The organism is Micromonospora lacuserhaii, assembly GCF_036902735.1.
Classification (GTDB): Bacteria; Actinomycetota; Actinomycetes; order Mycobacteriales; family Micromonosporaceae; genus Micromonospora.
The window spans coordinates 1-15,686 of record NZ_JBAKHO010000080.1 but is presented as its reverse complement, the minus strand read 5'-3'; the positions used below and the strand labels follow the sequence as shown (position 1 = coordinate 15,686).

General features: G+C 76.7%; 17 protein-coding genes. 6 read left to right on the top strand and 11 right to left on the bottom strand.

Features of this window, described 5'->3' with window-relative positions:
• The coding region (locus V6U81_RS27610) for a helix-turn-helix domain-containing protein (RefSeq protein WP_334493793.1) at positions 1-377 on the bottom strand (377 nt) is incomplete at its 3' end.
• 263 nt (positions 378-640) lie between these two features.
• Here V6U81_RS27610 and metF point away from each other — a divergent pair.
• Both metF and V6U81_RS27600 read left to right on the top strand, forming a co-directional pair.
• The gene (gene metF, locus V6U81_RS27605; protein ID WP_334493791.1) at positions 641-1,558 is read left to right on the top strand and encodes a methylenetetrahydrofolate reductase [NAD(P)H]; all 918 of its coding nucleotides are present in this window, start codon (positions 641-643) and stop codon (positions 1,556-1,558) included.
• Between the two features lie 38 nt (positions 1,559-1,596).
• The gene (locus V6U81_RS27600) at positions 1,597-2,286 is read left to right on the top strand and encodes a CDP-alcohol phosphatidyltransferase family protein (protein ID WP_334493789.1); all 690 of its coding nucleotides are present in this window, start codon (positions 1,597-1,599) and stop codon (positions 2,284-2,286) included.
• 71 nt (positions 2,287-2,357) lie between these two features.
• Here the strand turns inward: V6U81_RS27600 and V6U81_RS27595 are convergent, their stop codons facing one another.
• The 7 genes from V6U81_RS27595 to V6U81_RS27565 all read right to left on the bottom strand — a co-directional run bounded on the left by V6U81_RS27595 (position 2,358) and on the right by V6U81_RS27565 (position 8,596).
• Entirely contained in the window at positions 2,358-3,845 is a 1,488-nt protein-coding gene (locus V6U81_RS27595; protein WP_334493787.1) for a phytoene desaturase family protein, read from the bottom strand.
• A gap of 12 nt (positions 3,846-3,857) precedes the next feature.
• Complete coding sequence (locus V6U81_RS27590; RefSeq protein WP_334493785.1) at positions 3,858-4,985, bottom strand: glycosyltransferase family 2 protein; 1,128 nt, start codon at positions 4,983-4,985, stop codon at positions 3,858-3,860.
• Complete coding sequence (locus V6U81_RS27585; RefSeq protein ID WP_334493783.1) at positions 4,982-5,803, bottom strand: carotenoid biosynthesis protein; 822 nt, start codon at positions 5,801-5,803, stop codon at positions 4,982-4,984. Before V6U81_RS27585 ends, V6U81_RS27590 begins: the two co-directional genes overlap by 4 nt.
• Entirely contained in the window at positions 5,800-6,375 is a 576-nt protein-coding gene (locus V6U81_RS27580; protein WP_334493781.1) for a GNAT family N-acetyltransferase, read from the bottom strand. Before V6U81_RS27580 ends, V6U81_RS27585 begins: the two co-directional genes overlap by 4 nt.
• 45 nt (positions 6,376-6,420) lie before the next feature.
• Positions 6,421-7,188: a monooxygenase gene (locus tag V6U81_RS27575; protein WP_334493779.1), complete on the bottom strand. Its 768-nt coding sequence runs from the start codon at positions 7,186-7,188 to the stop codon at positions 6,421-6,423.
• Positions 7,185-7,673, bottom strand: coding sequence for a YbaK/EbsC family protein (locus V6U81_RS27570; protein WP_334493776.1), 489 nt, complete (start codon positions 7,671-7,673; stop codon positions 7,185-7,187). Before V6U81_RS27570 ends, V6U81_RS27575 begins: the two co-directional genes overlap by 4 nt.
• A 188-nt stretch (positions 7,674-7,861) precedes the next feature.
• Positions 7,862-8,596 carry a TetR/AcrR family transcriptional regulator gene (locus V6U81_RS27565; RefSeq protein ID WP_334493774.1) on the bottom strand — a complete coding sequence of 245 codons (735 nt, stop codon included), beginning with the start codon at positions 8,594-8,596 and terminating at the stop codon, positions 7,862-7,864.
• Between the two features lie 90 nt (positions 8,597-8,686).
• On the opposite strand from V6U81_RS27565, the gene V6U81_RS27560 reads away from it, so the two are divergent.
• On the top strand, positions 8,687-9,883 hold the full coding sequence (locus tag V6U81_RS27560; protein ID WP_334493772.1) for an FAD-dependent monooxygenase: 1,197 nt from the start codon (positions 8,687-8,689) through the stop codon (positions 9,881-9,883).
• On the opposite strand, the gene V6U81_RS27555 is transcribed toward V6U81_RS27560, so the two are convergent.
• Genes V6U81_RS27555 through V6U81_RS27545 form a run of 3 tightly spaced genes read right to left on the bottom strand, consistent with a single transcriptional unit; the run spans position 9,865 to position 12,598 of the window.
• A complete protein-coding gene (locus V6U81_RS27555) occupies positions 9,865-10,677 on the bottom strand; it encodes an FAD:protein FMN transferase (protein WP_334493770.1) in 813 nt (270 codons plus the stop codon). The genes V6U81_RS27560 and V6U81_RS27555 overlap by 19 nt on opposite strands.
• A gap of 14 nt (positions 10,678-10,691) precedes the next feature.
• Positions 10,692-11,180 carry an FMN-binding protein gene (locus V6U81_RS27550; protein ID WP_334493767.1) on the bottom strand — a complete coding sequence of 163 codons (489 nt, stop codon included), beginning with the start codon at positions 11,178-11,180 and terminating at the stop codon, positions 10,692-10,694.
• Between the two features lie 20 nt (positions 11,181-11,200).
• A complete protein-coding gene (locus tag V6U81_RS27545; protein WP_334493765.1) occupies positions 11,201-12,598 on the bottom strand; it encodes a ferredoxin reductase family protein in 1,398 nt (465 codons plus the stop codon).
• A gap of 505 nt (positions 12,599-13,103) precedes the next feature.
• Here V6U81_RS27545 and V6U81_RS27540 point away from each other — a divergent pair.
• The 3 genes from V6U81_RS27540 to V6U81_RS27530 all read left to right on the top strand — a co-directional run.
• A complete protein-coding gene (locus tag V6U81_RS27540) occupies positions 13,104-13,553 on the top strand; it encodes an SAV_6107 family HEPN domain-containing protein (RefSeq protein WP_334493763.1) in 450 nt (149 codons plus the stop codon).
• Positions 13,554-13,651: 98 nt separating this feature from the next.
• Entirely contained in the window at positions 13,652-14,389 is a 738-nt protein-coding gene (locus V6U81_RS27535) for a VOC family protein (RefSeq protein ID WP_334493761.1), read from the top strand.
• Positions 14,386-15,686, top strand: a 1,301-nt coding sequence (locus V6U81_RS27530; protein ID WP_334493759.1) for a DNA polymerase Y family protein, incomplete at its 3' end; no start/stop codon positions are given. The genes V6U81_RS27535 and V6U81_RS27530, both read left to right, overlap by 4 nt.

The following is a 15,686-nucleotide window of genomic DNA, read 5'->3' as shown; positions in this document are numbered from 1 at the left end:
GCCGGCCCGGCCCGGCCCCCCGCCGGGGGCGCGACGACCAGCGGGGCCGACGGGTCCGCCGACCAGCGTTGTGCCAGCGCCAGCAGGGCCGACCGGGACCGGGACCCGGCCGGCCCCGGCACGTCGTGCCGGCGGCTGCGCGCCGCGGCGTCGGTCAGCAGCCCGGCCGGCGCGTCGAGGACCAGGGCGAGCCGATGCAGCCAACGGTCGCCCGGCAGCCGCGCCTGGCGCTCCCAGCGGGAGACCTCGTGCCTGGTCAGGGTCGGCACGCCGGCGGCGGCGCAGAGCTCGGCGGCGAGCCGCTGCTGGCTCCAGCCACGGGCCAGCCGCAGCTGGGCGATCAGCGGCCCGAGCAGGCGGGGGTCGGGCGGGGTCATGGGTCCTCCGGTCGGGCGTCGGCGCGGCGCCGCCGGCCGCCCGCCAGGACGGGACGGGACGACGCGCCGCGGTGCGTGCTGACCCCCGCGCGTGCCCCCGGGCGCCGGCCCGGCCGGCGCCACCCGCGCTGCGACATTCCTACCCCGGGGGTACGACGACACGGCGGACTCGAGGTGCGTCACCCCCGCCGCCCCGGTGACGACCCTCGATCGCCGGATGGGAAGTCGGTGGTGCGTCGGGCGGCGCCCGCTAGAGTCGTGGCGTGGCGCTCGGTCTTCCCTCGGTCCTCCCCAATCCGCAGCCGGCGATCGGGGAGCTCATCCGTGACCGCCAGCCGACCTTCTCGTTCGAGTTCTTCCCGCCCAAGACCCGCGAGGGCGAGCGGCTGCTCTGGCAGGCGATCCGGGAGCTGGAGCCGCTCCAGCCCTCGTTCGTCTCGATCACCTACGGCGCCGGCGGCTCGACCCGGGACACCACCGTCGCGGTGACCGAGCGGATCGCCACCGAGACGACCCTGCTGCCGATGGCGCACCTGACCGCGGTCAACCACTCCGTCGCCGAGCTGCGCAACGTGATCGGCCGGCTGGCCGGCGTCGGGGTGCGCAACGTGCTGGCGGTCCGGGGCGACCCGCCGGGCGACCCGGGCGGCGAGTGGATCCGGCACCCGGAGGGCGTCGGCTACGCCGAGGACCTGGTCCGCCTGGTCCGGGATGCCGGTGACTTCAGCGTCGGGGTGGCCGCCTTCCCCTACAAGCACCCCCGCTCACCGGACATCGAGAGCGACACCGCCCACTTCGTCCGCAAGTGCCGGGCCGGCGCCGAGTTCGCGATCACCCAGATGTTCTTCGACGCCGAGGAATACCTGCGGTTGCGCGACCGGGTGGTGGCGGCCGGCTGTGACACCCCGATCCTGGCCGGCGTCATGCCGGTCACCCAGATCGGCACCATCGAGCGGTCCGTGCAGCTCTCCGGCGCGCCGTTCCCGCCGGCGCTGGCCGAGCGCTTCGCGCGGGTCGCCGACGATCCGGAGGCGGTCCGCCGGCTCGGCATCGAGCAGGCCAGCGAGATGTGCGCGACGCTGCTGGACGAGGGGGTGCCGGGGATCCACTTCATCACCCTCAACCGGTCCACCGCGACCCGCGAGGTCTGGCGCAACCTGCGGGCCGACGCACGCGTGTGAACGTCCCGACACCTGAACCACGCCGCGACGGTTGATCGATGGTGGGCACACAGCTGAAGTGGGACGACTACGCGACCGCGTGGGCGCGGCTGCACGGCGGCTTCGACCCGCGGGCCGCCGCGCCGGTGGTACGCGCCTGGTTGCGCTTCGCCTACCACGTGGGGTACGTCCTCGGCCGGCTCCGGGTCAGCCCGACCGCGGTCACCGCCGCCGGGGTGCTGCTCTGCTTCTGCGTACCGCTGTTCGTCACCCGCTCGGTGACCGGGCCGATCGTCGGGGCGCTCTTCGTGCTGCTCGCCGCGGTGGCCGACAGCGTGGACGGCGCGGTGGCGGTGGTCACCAACCGGACCACCCGGCTCGGCTACGTCTACGACTCGCTCGCCGACCGGCTCGGTGAGATCGCCTGGCTGGTCGCCTTCTGGCTGGTCGGCGCGCCGGGGGCGCTGGTGGTCGCCGGGGGCGCGCTCTCCTGGCTGCACGAGTACGTCCGGGCACGCGCGGTGGCGGCCGGGATGCGGGAGATCGGGGCGGTCACCGTCGGGGAGCGACCCACCCGGGTCTGCGTGGCTCTGGTGGGGCTGCTGCTGGCCGGGCTCACCGGCCTGATCGACCCGGACCTGGCCGCCGGCACCATCACCATGGCCACCGCCGTCTGGGTGCTGCTGGCCGGCTTCGGCCTCGGGCAGTTGCTGTCGACCGTGCGCCGCGCCCTGCTCGGCGCCGGCTGACCAACCGGGCTGTACGGCGCCGGCCGGACCACCGCCACGGGCCACCGCCACCGCCGCCGGCCGGTCAGCCGCTACCAGGCGGGGCCGATCTCGTCGGCGACGATCTGCGCGGACATGGTGACCATCGGCAGGCCGCCGCCGGGGTGGCTGGAGCCGCCGACCAGCCACAGCCCGTGCGCCGGGCCCCGGTTGGCCGGGCGGAGCAGGCCACCCGCGGTGCCGTAGATCGTCCCGCCCGGGGCGCCGGTCGTGGCGGCCAGGTCGGCGGGGGTGCGCACCTCCCGGAAGGCCAGCCGGTCCCGGACGTCCATCCCGCGCTCGGCGAGCACGTCGAGGATCCGGTCGGTGTACGCGTCGGCCAGCCCCGGCCGGCGCCAGTCCACCGCGCCGGCCGCGGTGCCGTGGCGGGCGGCGTTGACCAGCACGAACCACGCCTCGTGCCCGTCCGGCCGGACCATCGGGTCGTCGGCGACGGTGACGAAGACCGTCGGGTCGGCGGCCGGCCGGGCCCGCACGCCGCGCCCCGGGTCACCGAAGACCGCGTCGAACTCGGCGTCGTAGTCGCGGGGGAAGAAGACGTTGTGGTGGGCCAGCCCGGTGTCGCCGCGTACCCCGAGCAGCAGCACGAAGCCGGCCAGGCTGCGGTCGGCCAGCCCGGCCAGCCGGCGGGGGCTGGGCAGCAGGTCGCGGTAGACGGTGAGCGCGTCGACGTTGGCCACCACCACGTCGGCCGGGACGGGCGCGGCGACGCCGGCGAGGCGTACCCCGTGCACCCGGCCGCCGGCGGCGTCGATCCGGGTGACCGTCTCCCCGGTGCGCAGCTCCACGCCCAGGTCGAGGCAGCGGGAGAGCAGCGCGTCGGCCAGCGTGCCCAGCCCGCCGCGCAGGTACCAGCCGCCGAAGGCCAGCTCCGCGTAGGGGACGGCGACCAGCGCGGCCGGGGCCCGGCGCGGGTCGGCGCCGGTGTAGGTGGCGTACCGGTCGAGCAGCATCCGCAGCCGCGGGTCGGACAGGTGGCTGCGGCCCAGCCCGCGCAGGGTCCGGCCGGGGCCGATGGCGGCCAGGTCGCCCAGCCGCCAGGCCAGCGCGGCCAGGTCGCGGGGGGAGTCGACGGCGCGGCGCAGGATGTCACGGTGCGAGGCCGTCCAGACCCGGGCGGCCCGGCGCCACAGCCGCTGCCAGTCGGCGGCGGACCGGTCGCCGAGGGCGGCGCCGATCCGGGCGGTGAACTCGTCGTGGTCGGCGCAGGAGTCCAGGGTCGGCCCGCCGTCGGCGAAGACGTGCCGCACGATCGGGTCGAGCGGGAGCAGGTCGAGGTACTCGTCGAGTTTGGCCCCGGTCGACTCGAACAGGTCGTGGAAGACCTCGGGCAGGGTGAGCAGGCTCGGCCCGGTGTCGAAGTGGAACGTCCCGTCCGGGGTGTCGTGGGTGTACCGGCCGAGCTTGCCGCCCACGGCGTCGGCCCGCTCGAAGACGGTGACCTGATGTCCGGTGACGGCCAGCCGGGCGGCGGTGGCCAGCCCGCCCACGCCGGCGCCGATGACCACGATGCGCGCCATGCCGCGCTCCTCCTAGCTGACCGGGCGGCCACGCCAGGACAGACGGTGCCGCTTTCGCAGATGGTACGACCGCAGGGTCAGCCAACCGAGGACCACGACCGACACGGGGTGTACCAGCGCGTCGGGCCAGGCCCGGCCGCCGGTGGCCCGGGCGCTGAGCATCCGCCCGGCGACCCCTGCGGCGTAGGCGGCCAGGGCGAGCCCGGCCACCACCGGCGCGCCGGCGGCCAGCGCCCCGACGGCGACCAGCGGGGGCGCGGTGTAGAGCAGGAGCAGCAGGGTGACCACGGTCGCGGCGGCGCTCGGGTGGCCGAATGAGGCCCAGAGCGACTTGGTGTAGCCGTCGCGCAGTTGCGGCCAGTTCTCGTACATCCGGCAGGCGGCCAGCCGGGAGCCGTCGGCCAGGGCGATCCGGCCGCCGGACCGCTTGATCGCCCGGGCCAGCTCGATGTCCTCCAGCACCTTGTCCGCCACCGCGGCGTGCCCGCCGGCCCGGTCGTACCCGGCCCGGTCCACCACCAGGAACTGTCCGCCGGCCGCGGCCAGCGACGGCCGCGCCGAGCGCTCCATCGCGCGCAGCGGCAGGAAGGTCAGCCACAGCCACTGGAGCAGCGGCTGGACCAGCCGGTCACCCACCGTCCGCACCAGGATCCGGGGGTACGGCGACAGCAGCGTCGCCCCGGCCGCGCGCAGTTCGGCCACCGCCGCCGCGACGGCGTACGGGGTGAGCACCACGTCGGCGTCGACGAAGGCGAGGACGGTGGCGGCCGGATCGGCGCGGACGGCGAGCTGGTGGCAGGCGTGCGGCTTGCCCAGCCAGCCGGGCGGCGGGGCGGCCCCGGTGAGCAGGGTGACCCGGGGGTCGTCGCCGACCACCGCGCGGACCACGTCGGCGGTGCCGTCGGTGGAGCCGTCGTCGAGCACCACGATCCGCAGCCATGGCACGCCCCGCTGGGCGAGCAGCGACCGCAGGCAGGGGGTCACCCGGTCGGCCTCGTCGCGCAGCGGCAGCAGCACCGCGACCGCCGCGCCGGCCTCGGCCGGGCCGCCGGTCGGGCGGCGCAGCCAGCGGCCGGCGTTGAGCCAGGTGTGCGCGGTCAGCGCGGCGACCGCGGCGACCAGGACGAGGACGGCGGTCATGCGGTGGCGTCGACGCCGCTGCGGCGGAGCCGGCGCGGCTGCGCCCGGTCGACGTCGTCCCGGCGGGCGCGCAGCAGCGCCACCGTCAGCGGCACCGCGGCGACCGCCATGCCGACCGCGCCCCAGGCTGCCGACGCGGGCAGGTCGAGGAAGACCGCGTGCGCCAGCACGCTGGAGAAGTACGTCCACAGGTAGAGCGCGAACATCGGCGCGTCCCGCCCGTCGGTGTGCCCCGCGGTCGGCCCGGCGAGAGGGCGCAGCGCGCCCATCAGCAGCACCGCGAAGAGCAGCCAGCCCAGGTAGTTGCTGACCGGGACGCCGGGCAGCCCGGGCAGCGCCGGGGTGGCGTCCCGCCAGATCCAGTACCCCTCGGCCACCATCTGCGGGTCGAGGAAGAGGTCCCAGGCGGCCAGCCCGACGGCGGCCAGCGCGATCCGGCCGAGCGCGGACGAGGTGAGCCGGACCGCGGTGAGCCAGGCGGGCCAGGCCATCCAGGTCCACGCCAGTGGGATGATCAGCGGTACCCCGGCCAGCTTCGGGCCCAGCTCGCCGGAGTAGTCGTAGCTGCCGAAGGGGAAGCCGGTGGCCACCCCGAGCGCCTCGATGGCGAAGCCGCCGCCGGTGGCGACCGCGACCAGCGCCGCCGCCGCACGCGGGCCCCGGCTGAGCAGGGCGTGGCTCACCGCGAGCAGGTAGCCCAGCACGACCGTGGCGACGGTCAGCCGGGCTCGGGTCCCGCCGGTGGTGAGCGGGTAGCAGATCTGGGCGAGGACGAGGACGGCCAGCAGCGCCCAGGGGACGACGCGCTGCCGGCTCACGACTTGGCCGCGCCCGGTGCGGCGGGGTCGGGGGCGGCCAGCGGCAGGTCCCGGCCGAGCACGCCGAACGGGCGTTCGTCGCCGGGGAAGTGGAAGTGGCGCAGCACGTCGACGAAGCCGAACCGGCGGTACAGCCGCCAGGCCCGGGAGGTCCGCTCGTCGGCCTCGGGGGTGGAGAGCAGGGTGGTCGTGCCCTCGGCGAGGCTGAGCAGGGCGTGCAGTTGGCGGGTGCCCAGGCCGTGTCCCTGCGCGGCCGGTCGGACGTGCAGTTCGACCACCTCGAAGCAGTCGGCCAGCCAGCGCTGCCGGGCGTCGGGGTCGAGCGCCCGGTACACCTGGTCGTGCCACCACTGCCCGGCGGCGCCCAGGTAGCCGTACCCGAAGCCGGCGAGGTGACCCTCGGTGGTGAGGCTGGCGACCGCGCGGAAGCCGGGCCGGCGCACGTGGGTGGCGATGTAGCCGCGCCGGGCCAGCAGCAGGTCGGTGCGGTAGCCCATCGCCTGCCCGTAGACGGCGACCACGTCGTCCAGCCGCCGGACGAGATCGTCCGGCGTCCAGCGCACCAACCTCATGCTGAGCCTCTTCTTGTTCGCGACTGCGGGGCTCGCAACACCGGCTCACTCCTCGCGCTCACGTGGACCCTTCACCGTTGCCGGATCGCCGTCGGCGACCCACCCGAGCACCGTCCGGTCGCCGACCACGCCGCGCACCTCGAACCGCGCGAAGAGTTCCTCCGCGTACCACCCCTCGGTGGGGGTGCGCGTGATCGCGGCGCGGTGCTCCGGGTGACGGTACGCGAACGCCACCAGGTCCGCGGGATCCCGCCACACGCTGACCGTGCCCTGCCAGCCCAGCGGCGCCTCGCCGACGCCGAACCGGGCGAGCAGCCCGGGGGCGGTGTGCAGCGCGGCGGCGACCGGCGGGATCGCCTTCCAGAAGGTGGCCGCCCGGCGGGGGCGCAGCCGGGCCCGGGTCAGCGCCAGCACCGGCCCGGCGACCCGGCCGCCGGGCGGTTCGCCGAAGGGGCGTCGCCCCGACCACTCGCCCCGACTGCTGACCGGGCGCAGGTCGACCCGGACCCCGGACCGGGCGATCCGGGCCCAGGCCCGGCCGACCGGGGAGGCGTCGAAGCCGTCGGCCGCGGCGGGGGAGTCCCAGACGGTCAGCGCCGCCCACCGGGTCAGGTCGGCGTCGCCGGGCCCGAAACCGGTGCCGGTCCCGGTGCCGAGCAGCTTGCCGAACCGTACGCCGGGGGTGGCGCGCAGCCGGCGCGGGTCGAGGGCCATCCGGGTCAGCGCCCGGGGCAGCGCGGCCCGGGAGACCCGCCACACGTGCAGGGTGACCAGCTCGGGGACGGTGTCGCCGGCCGCGTCTCGCTCGCTCACGCCACCTCGGCCGGGGTGCCGGCGGTGATCCGGAGCAGGTCCGCGTACGTGCTGGGGAAGACCGCCTGCGGCACCCCGCCGGCCGCCCAGATCTCGGCGTACCCCTGCAGGGTGGTGTCGACCAGGGTGCGCAGCGGGCGCGGGTGGCCCAGCGGGGCGACCCCGCCGATCACCTGGCCGGTGTGTTCCCGGACGAACTCGGGGGTGGCCCGGCGCAGTCGGGTGACCCCGAGGCGGGCGGCCAGTTCGGCGGTGTCCACCCGGTGCGCGCCGGAGGTCAGCACCAGCAGCGGTGCGCCGTCGGCCTCGAAGACCAGCGAGTTGGCGATCGCCCCGACCTCGACGCCGAGCGCCGCGGCGGCTGCGGCGGCGGTGTGCACCGCCTCCGGCAGCAGGCGGACCCGGCTCGGGCCGCCGGAGCCGTCCCGGGCGTCCGCCGCGTCGAGCGCGTCCTGCACCGCCTGCACGTTCGGGTGTGGCTGCATCCGCCCATTGTCCCCGGTGCGGCCGGGCCGGTCGCACCCGGCCACGCCGTGTCCGCCGCGCCGTCGACCGAGTCGCGCCGCGCCGTCGACCGAGTCGCGCCGAGTCGCGCCGCGGTCCCGCCGGCCAGCCGGGGGCGCGGCGGACCACGGGCCGTGCCGGCCGCGCGACCTCGACCCGGCAGCGGAGGTCAGGACCGTTTCCGGCGCTCCACGAGCAGGGCGATGCCGTCGAGGATGCGGGCCAGCCCGAAGTCGAAGGCCTGGTCGGGGGCGTTGTGGGCGGCCGCCGACCGGACCGCCGCCGTGACCGCCGGGAAGTGCTCCTCGCGTCCCCGCAGCAGCACGGTGAATGCCGCCTCCCGGTGCTGTCCCGGCGCGTCGGCGGGGGTGGCGGCGTCCTGCTGGGCCAGGCCGCGGGCGTGCCCGAGCAGGAGCACCGCGACGTCGAGCAGTTCGGCGCCGCGCAGCCCGGTGCCGGTGAGGGCGGCGGTGGCCCGTTCCAGCCAGCCCATCTCGTTCGGGCCCGGCAGTCGGGGGCCGACGGTCGCCGGGATGGACCACGGGTGCCGGCGGAACCGGTCGTAGATCTGTCGGGCCCAGTGGTCGAGCTGTTCGCGCCAGCCGGCTCCGGGCGGGGGCGCGGGCGGCTCGCCGATCGCCGTCTCGATCATCAGGGCGACCAGTTCGGCCTTGCCGGGCACGTACCGGTACAGCGCCATCTTGGTCACGTCCAGCGACTCGGCGACCCGCTGCATGGTGACCGCGGCGAGCCCGTCGGCGTCGGCGATCGCGACGCCGGCCCGGGCGATGTCGGCCAGGGTGAGGGTCGGCCGGGGCCCGCGCCGGGGGGTGCCCGGCGTCTCCCAGAGCAGCTCGTAGAGCTTGCGCTTGTCGGCCCTGCCGCCGGCGTCCGCCCGGTCCATGGCCCTCCCCGTCGGATCGGTCTTGTCGTGGCCGAAAACTGTGTCTACAGTACTCTGTATCCGACGGACACAGTTTCAACGGGGGAAACCATGTCCCATGCCCTTCCGCTGCACGGCCTGCGCGTCCTGGTCTCCGGCGCCGGGGTCGCCGGCCCGGCGGCCGCCTGCTGGCTGACCCGCTACGGCGCCGACGTCACCGTGGTCGAGGCGGCGCCCGCGCTGCGCACCAGCGGCTTCGCGGTCGACTTCCGCGGCCCCACCCACCTCGGCGTGCTGGCCGCCACGGGTGTGCTCGACGAGCTGCGTGCCGTGCAGACCCACGCCGGGGCGATCAGCTGCGTGGACGCCCACGACCGAGAGATCTTCCGGCTGCCCGCCGAGTTCGCCGGCGGCGAGTTGGAGGTCCACCGGAGCGACCTGTCCCGAATCCTGTACGCGCAGAGCGCCGAGCGGGCCGACTACCTCTTCGGCGACGTGGTCACCGCCCTGACCGACACCCCCGACGGGGTGCGCGTCGATCTCGCCCACGCCCCGTCGCGCACCGTCGACCTGGTGATCGGGGCCGACGGGCTGCACTCCGGCGTCCGCCGCCTCGCCTTCGGGCCCGAGTCGGCGTACGTCACCCACCTCGGCTACCACCTGGCCGGCTGGGACCTGCCGAACGACCTGGGCGCCGGCCCCGTCTCCCGGCAGTACACCGTCCCCGGGCGGATGGCCGGCGTCGCCGCCGACCAGCGCGACCCCGACCGGGCCGGCGCGCTCGTCGTCTTCGCCTCGCACCGAATCGACCACGACTGGCGGGACGTCGACCGGCAGAAGCGGCTGGTCACGGAGGCCTTCGCCGGCCTGGGCTGGCACGTGCCCCGGCTGCTGGCCGGCCTCCGGGACGCCCCCGAGCTGTACTTCGACTCGATCAGCCGGGTCCGGGTGCCCCGCTGGCACACCGGTCGGGTGGTCCTGCTCGGCGACGCGGCCTGGGGGGTCACCCTCGGCGGCATGGGTGTCGGGGCCGGCGTCGTCGGGGCGTACGTGCTGGCCGGCGAGCTGGCCGCGGCGGCCGGCGACCACCGGGTCGCCCTCGCCGCGTACGAGCGGCGGCTGCGCGGCTACGCCGCCCGCTGGCAGCGGGGCGCCAACCCCGGCCGCTTCCTGGCGCCGGCCACCGCCGGGGGGCTCTGGCTGCGCAACCGGCTGCTGCGCACCCAGGCGGTGCGGGCGATGCTGGTGCGCGGCACCGGTTCCCTGGCCACCGATCTCGACCTGCCCGACTATCCGGCGCGGGTCTGAGCCGCCGGTCGGGTGCCGGGCCAGTTCGGGGTGGCCCGGACCCGGCCGGCGGCGTCCACCAGCAGGGCCGGGTACCCGTCCAGGCCGGCCAGCCAGTCCAGCGCCCACGGGCCGGCGGCCACCGCGGCGGTGGCGTACACGTCGGCCCAGAGCAGCTCCGGCCCGACCACGGTCACCGACCGCAGCGTGGTCGCCGGCCGGCCGGTGCGCGGGTCGAGGATGTGCGGCCCGCGCCGCGCGGTCCCCGAGGTGGCCACCGCGCCGTCCCGCTGCTCCAGCACGTCCAGCAGTCGGCCGGGGCGGTCCGGGTCCTCGATGCCGACCCGCCACGCCGGCCGGCCCGGGCCGGTACGCAGCAGCACGTCCCCACCGGCGTTGAGGCAGAGGTCGTGCTCGGGCAGGTCGGCCAGCCAGCGCGCGGCCCGCTGCACGGCCCAGCCCTTGACCAGCCCGGACGGGTCGAAGCCGGCGCCGCCGGAGGGCAGCGGCAGCCGACGGGCGTCGAACCGGCCGCCGGTACGCGTCCGGGCCGTCTCGCAGAGCCGCACCACCTCACGGACCGGGTCACTGGCGGTGGCGAGGTCCGGCATCCGCCCGGCCAGCCGCCCGATCTCGCTCTCCGGCCGGTAGGTGCTGAACGTCGCGTCGACCGCGCGCAGCTCGGCGAAGAGCCCTTCCACCCGGGCGGCGACGGCGTCGGTGTGCACGTCCGGCCCGCGCAGGTGCACGCTCACCGGCAGCCCCATCACCTGCACCACCCAGGCCCGCCGGTCCTGTTCCAGGGCCGGGTTCATGGTGCCCGCCCCGTTCACTTGAGGTGCGCCGCGTCGATGGCGGCCTGCAACGACTCGCGGTAGCCGTCGCTGGTCACGGTGGCGCCGGAGACGGTGTCGATCTCGGCGCTCTGCGCGGCCATGGCCTCCTGCCGCAGGATCGGCACCGCGTAGTCGTTGATCTCCTGGTCGCGGTGGTTGCCGTCCGGCACCTGCAGCACGCTGACGTCGGTGATCTTCCCGCCCGAGGTGGTGATCCGGACCTGCACCGGCCCCCACCGGGTCTGCGCCACCGATCCGTCGTACCTTCCGCTTCCGCTCGACGTGCCGGAGCCGGTGGACGAGCCCTCGGTCGTGCCCCCGGCGGCGGAGCCGGCGTCGTCGGCCGAGCCGGCGCTCGTGGTGTCACCGCCGGCGGCGATGGCGCTGGTCCCGCCGCCCACGCCCATGGTGCTGGTCTTGTAGCTGAACAGCAGGACCAGGGCGGCCACGGTGGACAGCAGCCAGATGGTGATCCGTCGCACGGATCCTCCCTTCGCGCCTGTCACCAGGCGAAGCGTTCGTGATGGGTGTGCGCCTCGGGCACGCCGGCGGCCCGGGTCGCGGCCCGCGCCGCGTCGATCCAGCCGTCCGGGCCGCACAGGTAGACGTCGTGGGTGGCGATGTCGGGGGAGAGCCGGCGCAGCGCCTCCGCGTCGGAGAGGCCGTCGGCGTAGGCCGGCAGCCAGGCCGGTCGCCGCGCACGCGGCCCCACCAGGTGGTGGACCACCACGCCGCGCTCCGCGGCGAGCCGGTCCAGCTCCGCCCGGAAGGCCAGCTCCTCGTGGGTACGCGCGCGGTAGAGCAGTACCGCCCGGCCCGGGGCGTACGGCAGCTCCCAGAGCAGGGCCAGCAGCGGGGTGATGCCGACGCCGCAGGCCAGCAGGGTGATCCCGCCACCGCGCCAGTGCTCCCCGGTCATCCGCCCGTACGGCCCCTCCAGCAGCACCCGGGTGCCGGGGCGCAGGCTGGCCACCCGGGCGCTGTCGTCGCCGAGCTCCTTCACGGTGATCCGCATCAGGTCGCCGGACGGGGGCGCCGACAGCGAGTACGGGTGCGCCCGGGACCAGCCGGGGCCGTCCAGGAACCGCCAGCTGAAGAACTGCCCGGCCCGGACCGGCAGCCGGTCCAGGCGGCGCCCGCGCAGCCAGACCGAGGTGATGCCGGGTGCCTCCGGGACCACGGCGGACACCTCGACCCGGTGCCGCAGCGTGCGCCAGGCCGGCACGCCGAGCCGGAAGACCAGCACGCTGCCCAGCGCCACCAGGTACGCCGTCCACCAGTAGGCCCGGGCGGCGGCCGAGGCGACGAAGTCCGCGCCGGTCCAGAGCTGGTGCGGCAGCGCCAGCCCGATGCCCAGGTACGCGTAGAGGTGCAGCAGGTGCCAGGACTCGTAGCGCAGCCTGCGGCGGGCCGCCCGGATCGAGGTGACCACGACCAGCGCCAGCAGCGCCAGCGCGGCGGTGGCCAGCAGCATGCCGGGGTACCCGGTGACCAGCAGCCAGGTCTCGGTCAGCACGTTCTCCCGGGCGGTGCCGGCGTACCCGAGGGTGGTCAGCACCACGTGGGCCAGGAGCAGGTGGAACGAGGTGAAGCCGGCGAGCCGGTGCCAACGGGCGATCCGGTCCTGGCCGAAGCGCCGCTCGATCAGCGGCACCCGGGCCATCAGCACCACCTGGATGAGCATCAGGTCGGCGCTGAGCAGGCCGGTGAGCCGGCCGGCGGAGGTGAGGCCGGTGGCGAGCCCGGAGACCAGCTCCTGTACGCCGCGGTCGGCGGTCCAGAGCGCGGTGACGACCAGCAGGCTGAGCACCGCCAGGCTGCCCGCGACGTCGGCCCACCAGCCGGGCGCGGTGGGGAGCGGTCGGTGCGTGGCGCGCCGGTCCAGGACGGTCGCGCTCATCCGACGGTCGTTTCTGCGGATCGGTCTGTCATGGGTTCACCCTGCGGGGACGACCTCTGGGCCGGCTTTGCCGTTGCTGTGCGCGGCCTGAGAATCGCCGCGCCTTCCCGTACGCCACTCGTTGCGTTTTCGTCGGTGGCAGGGTGTACTGTCAGAGCAGTTAGAACGAGTGTTCGATTGAGTCGTACGCCCGTTCCAACGCACCCGGGAGAGGTGTTTCGCGGCGCCGGCTCCCGGGCGGTGCGGTTTCGGGGACCGCCCCGGGTCCCGGGCAGCCGCGAGCCCGGTCCCACCAAAGGCAGGATCGCCGCCCGCCGCCCACGACCCCCGGGCGGCGGACGACGAACCCGCCGGTTCGCCGGCCGGGTGTGGTGTGGGGAAGCATCCACACCCGGCCGGCCCCCACACCGGTGTGTCTTCCTCCGCACCACCCGCTCCGAGCGCCCGCCGACGGATCCGATCCGTCGCGCGTCGCGCCCGCCCCGGCTACGTGGAGGAGACAGTCATGCCGAGCAACCCGGCCCAGGCACCGACGGTGCCGGCGCACGTGCTGCCCCACCGCACCCCGGCCCAGCTCCTCGCGGTGGCCCGGCACGGGCTCGCCGAGGCCGCCCAGACCCGCCCCGACGGCCTGCGCTACGCGGCCGCCCACCTGGCGGCGCTGCGCGCGGCGGCGGCCCTGCTCGCCGCCCGGGCCCGCCCCGCCCCCGCCCGGCGCAACCGGATCACCAGCGTCTGGGTCCTGCTCTCCACCGTCGCCCCCGAGCTCGACGAGTGGTCCCGCTACTTCGCCGCCGGCGCCGGCAAGCGCGCCGCCGCCGAGGCGGGCATACCTCGGGTGGTGACCGCCCGGGAGGCCGACGACCTGCTCCGGGCCGCCGAACAGTTCGTGGCGGTGGTGGAGACCGCGCTCGGGCTGGCCCACCAACCCACCCTCGACGGCCTCGCCGCCTGACCCGGCCCCGCCCGGGTCCCTCGCCGGGCGCCGCCCGGCCTCCATCCGTTCCAGCAGCGACACCTGATCCAGCAGCAACACGACGGGGGGTTGGTCCCATGGCGGGCCGCATGGTGGTCGGTTCCGCCGCACTGGCCGGTCTGGTGCGCCCGGCGAGCGCGCCCGACCCGGCGGGCGGTCACCGGGTGCTCCCGGTGACACCCGAGTTGACCGGCCTGCTGCCCAGCCGTGGGCTGCGCCGGGGCAGCACGATCGCGGTCTCCGCCGGCCAGCCCCGGCGCAGCGGCGGCACCTCCCTGGTCCTGGCGCTGCTCGCCGAGGCGTCCCGGGCCGGCTCGTGGTGCGCCGTTGTCGGGGTGCCGACCTTCGGCGCGGGCGCCGCCGCCGAGGTCGGCATCGCGCTGGACCGGTTGGCCCTGGTGCCCCATCCCGGTCCGGAGTGGCCCACCGTCGTCGCCGCGCTGATCGACGGGGTCGACGTGGTGGTGACCGCCGTGCCGCACGCCGTCTCCGCCTCGGTCGCCGACCGGTTGGCCGCCCGGGCCCGGCAGCGCGGCTGCGTGCTCGTCCCGTACGGCCGCTGGGACGGCGCGGACGTCACCCTCCAGGTGGTCCGGGGCGTCTGGGAGGGGCTCGGCCAGGGCCGTGGCCGGCTGCGCCGCCGCGAGGTGACCGTCTCCGCGCGCGGGCGTGGCGCGGCCGCCCGGCCCAAGGAGATCAAGGTCTGGCTGCCCGGCGACGGGCTCACCCGGATCATCCCCCGCACCGTCACCGCCACGGCCCGAGCCGTTCCCGAGGCCCGTCGGGGCGCGCTCACCGTGGTCGGGCCGGCATGACCGGCGCGCCGGTGCGCACCCTGCTGCTCTGGTGTCCGGACTGGCCGGTGATCGCCGCCGAGATCGTCGACGGGGTGCCGGCCACCGGGCCGGTGGCCGTGCTGCACGCCAACCGGGTGGTGGCCTGCTCGGAGCAGGCCCGCGCCGAGGGGGTGCGGCGGGGCCTGCGCCGGCGGGAGGCGCAGGGGCGCTGCCCCCAGCTGACCGTCGTCGACCACGACCCCGGCCGGGACGCCCGCGCCTTCGAACCGGTGGTCGCCGCCGTCGAGGAGGTCGCCGCCGGGGTAGAGGTGGTCCGCCCCGGCGCCTGCGCGCTGGCCGCCCGTGGCCCGGCCCGCTATCTCGGCGGGGAGGAGGCGGCCGCCGAGCGGATCGTCGAGCAGGTCGCCCAGGCCTGCGCGGTGGAGAGTCAGGTGGGGATCGCCGACGGGGTCTTCGCCGCCGGGCTCGCCGCACGCGACGGGCGGGTGGTGCCGCCCGGCGGGACACCCGAGTTCCTCGCCGGGCTGCCGGTCGAGGCGCTCGGCCGGCCGGCCCTGACCGACCTGCTGCGCCGGCTGGGCGTGCGTACCCTCGGCGACTTCGCCACGCTGCCCGCCGGTGACGTGCTGGCCCGGTTCGGCTTCGACGGTGCCCTCGCGCACCGGCTCGCCGCCGGCCGGGACCACCGGCCGCTGGCCGTCCGGCAGCCCCCGGTCGACCTGGCGGTCACCGCCGACCACGACGAGCCGCTCGACCGGGTCGACGCGGCGGCCTTCGCCGCCCGCGCGCTGGCCGAGCAGCTGCACGACCGGCTCGCCTCGTACGGGTTGGCCTGCACCCGGCTCGGCATCGAGGCGGTCACCGCGCACGGCCAGGAGCTGCACCGGGTGTGGCGGCACGACGGGCTGCTCACCGCCGCGGCCATCGCCGACCGAGTCCGCTGGCAGCTCGACGGGTGGCTATCGGGCAGCGCCGGCCGGGCCGGTGGCCGCCCGGCCCGGCCGACCGCCGGGATCGTCCGACTGCGACTGGTCCCCGACGGGGTGCTCACTCACGTGGGCCTCCAGCCCGGCCTGTGGGGGGAGACGGGGGAGGAGCGGGAGCGGGCGCACCGGGCGTTGAGCCGGGTGCAGGGCATCCTCGGCCCGGAGGCGGTGGTCACCGCCGTGCTCGGCGGGGGCCGTTCCCCGGCCGACCAGACGCACCTGGTGCCGTGGGGCGACGAACGGCTGCCGGCCCGCCCCGGCCCGCCGCCGCTGCCCGGCGGGCCGGGCGCGACGGGTGGGCCCGGCGCGACGGGTGGGCCGGGCGCGAC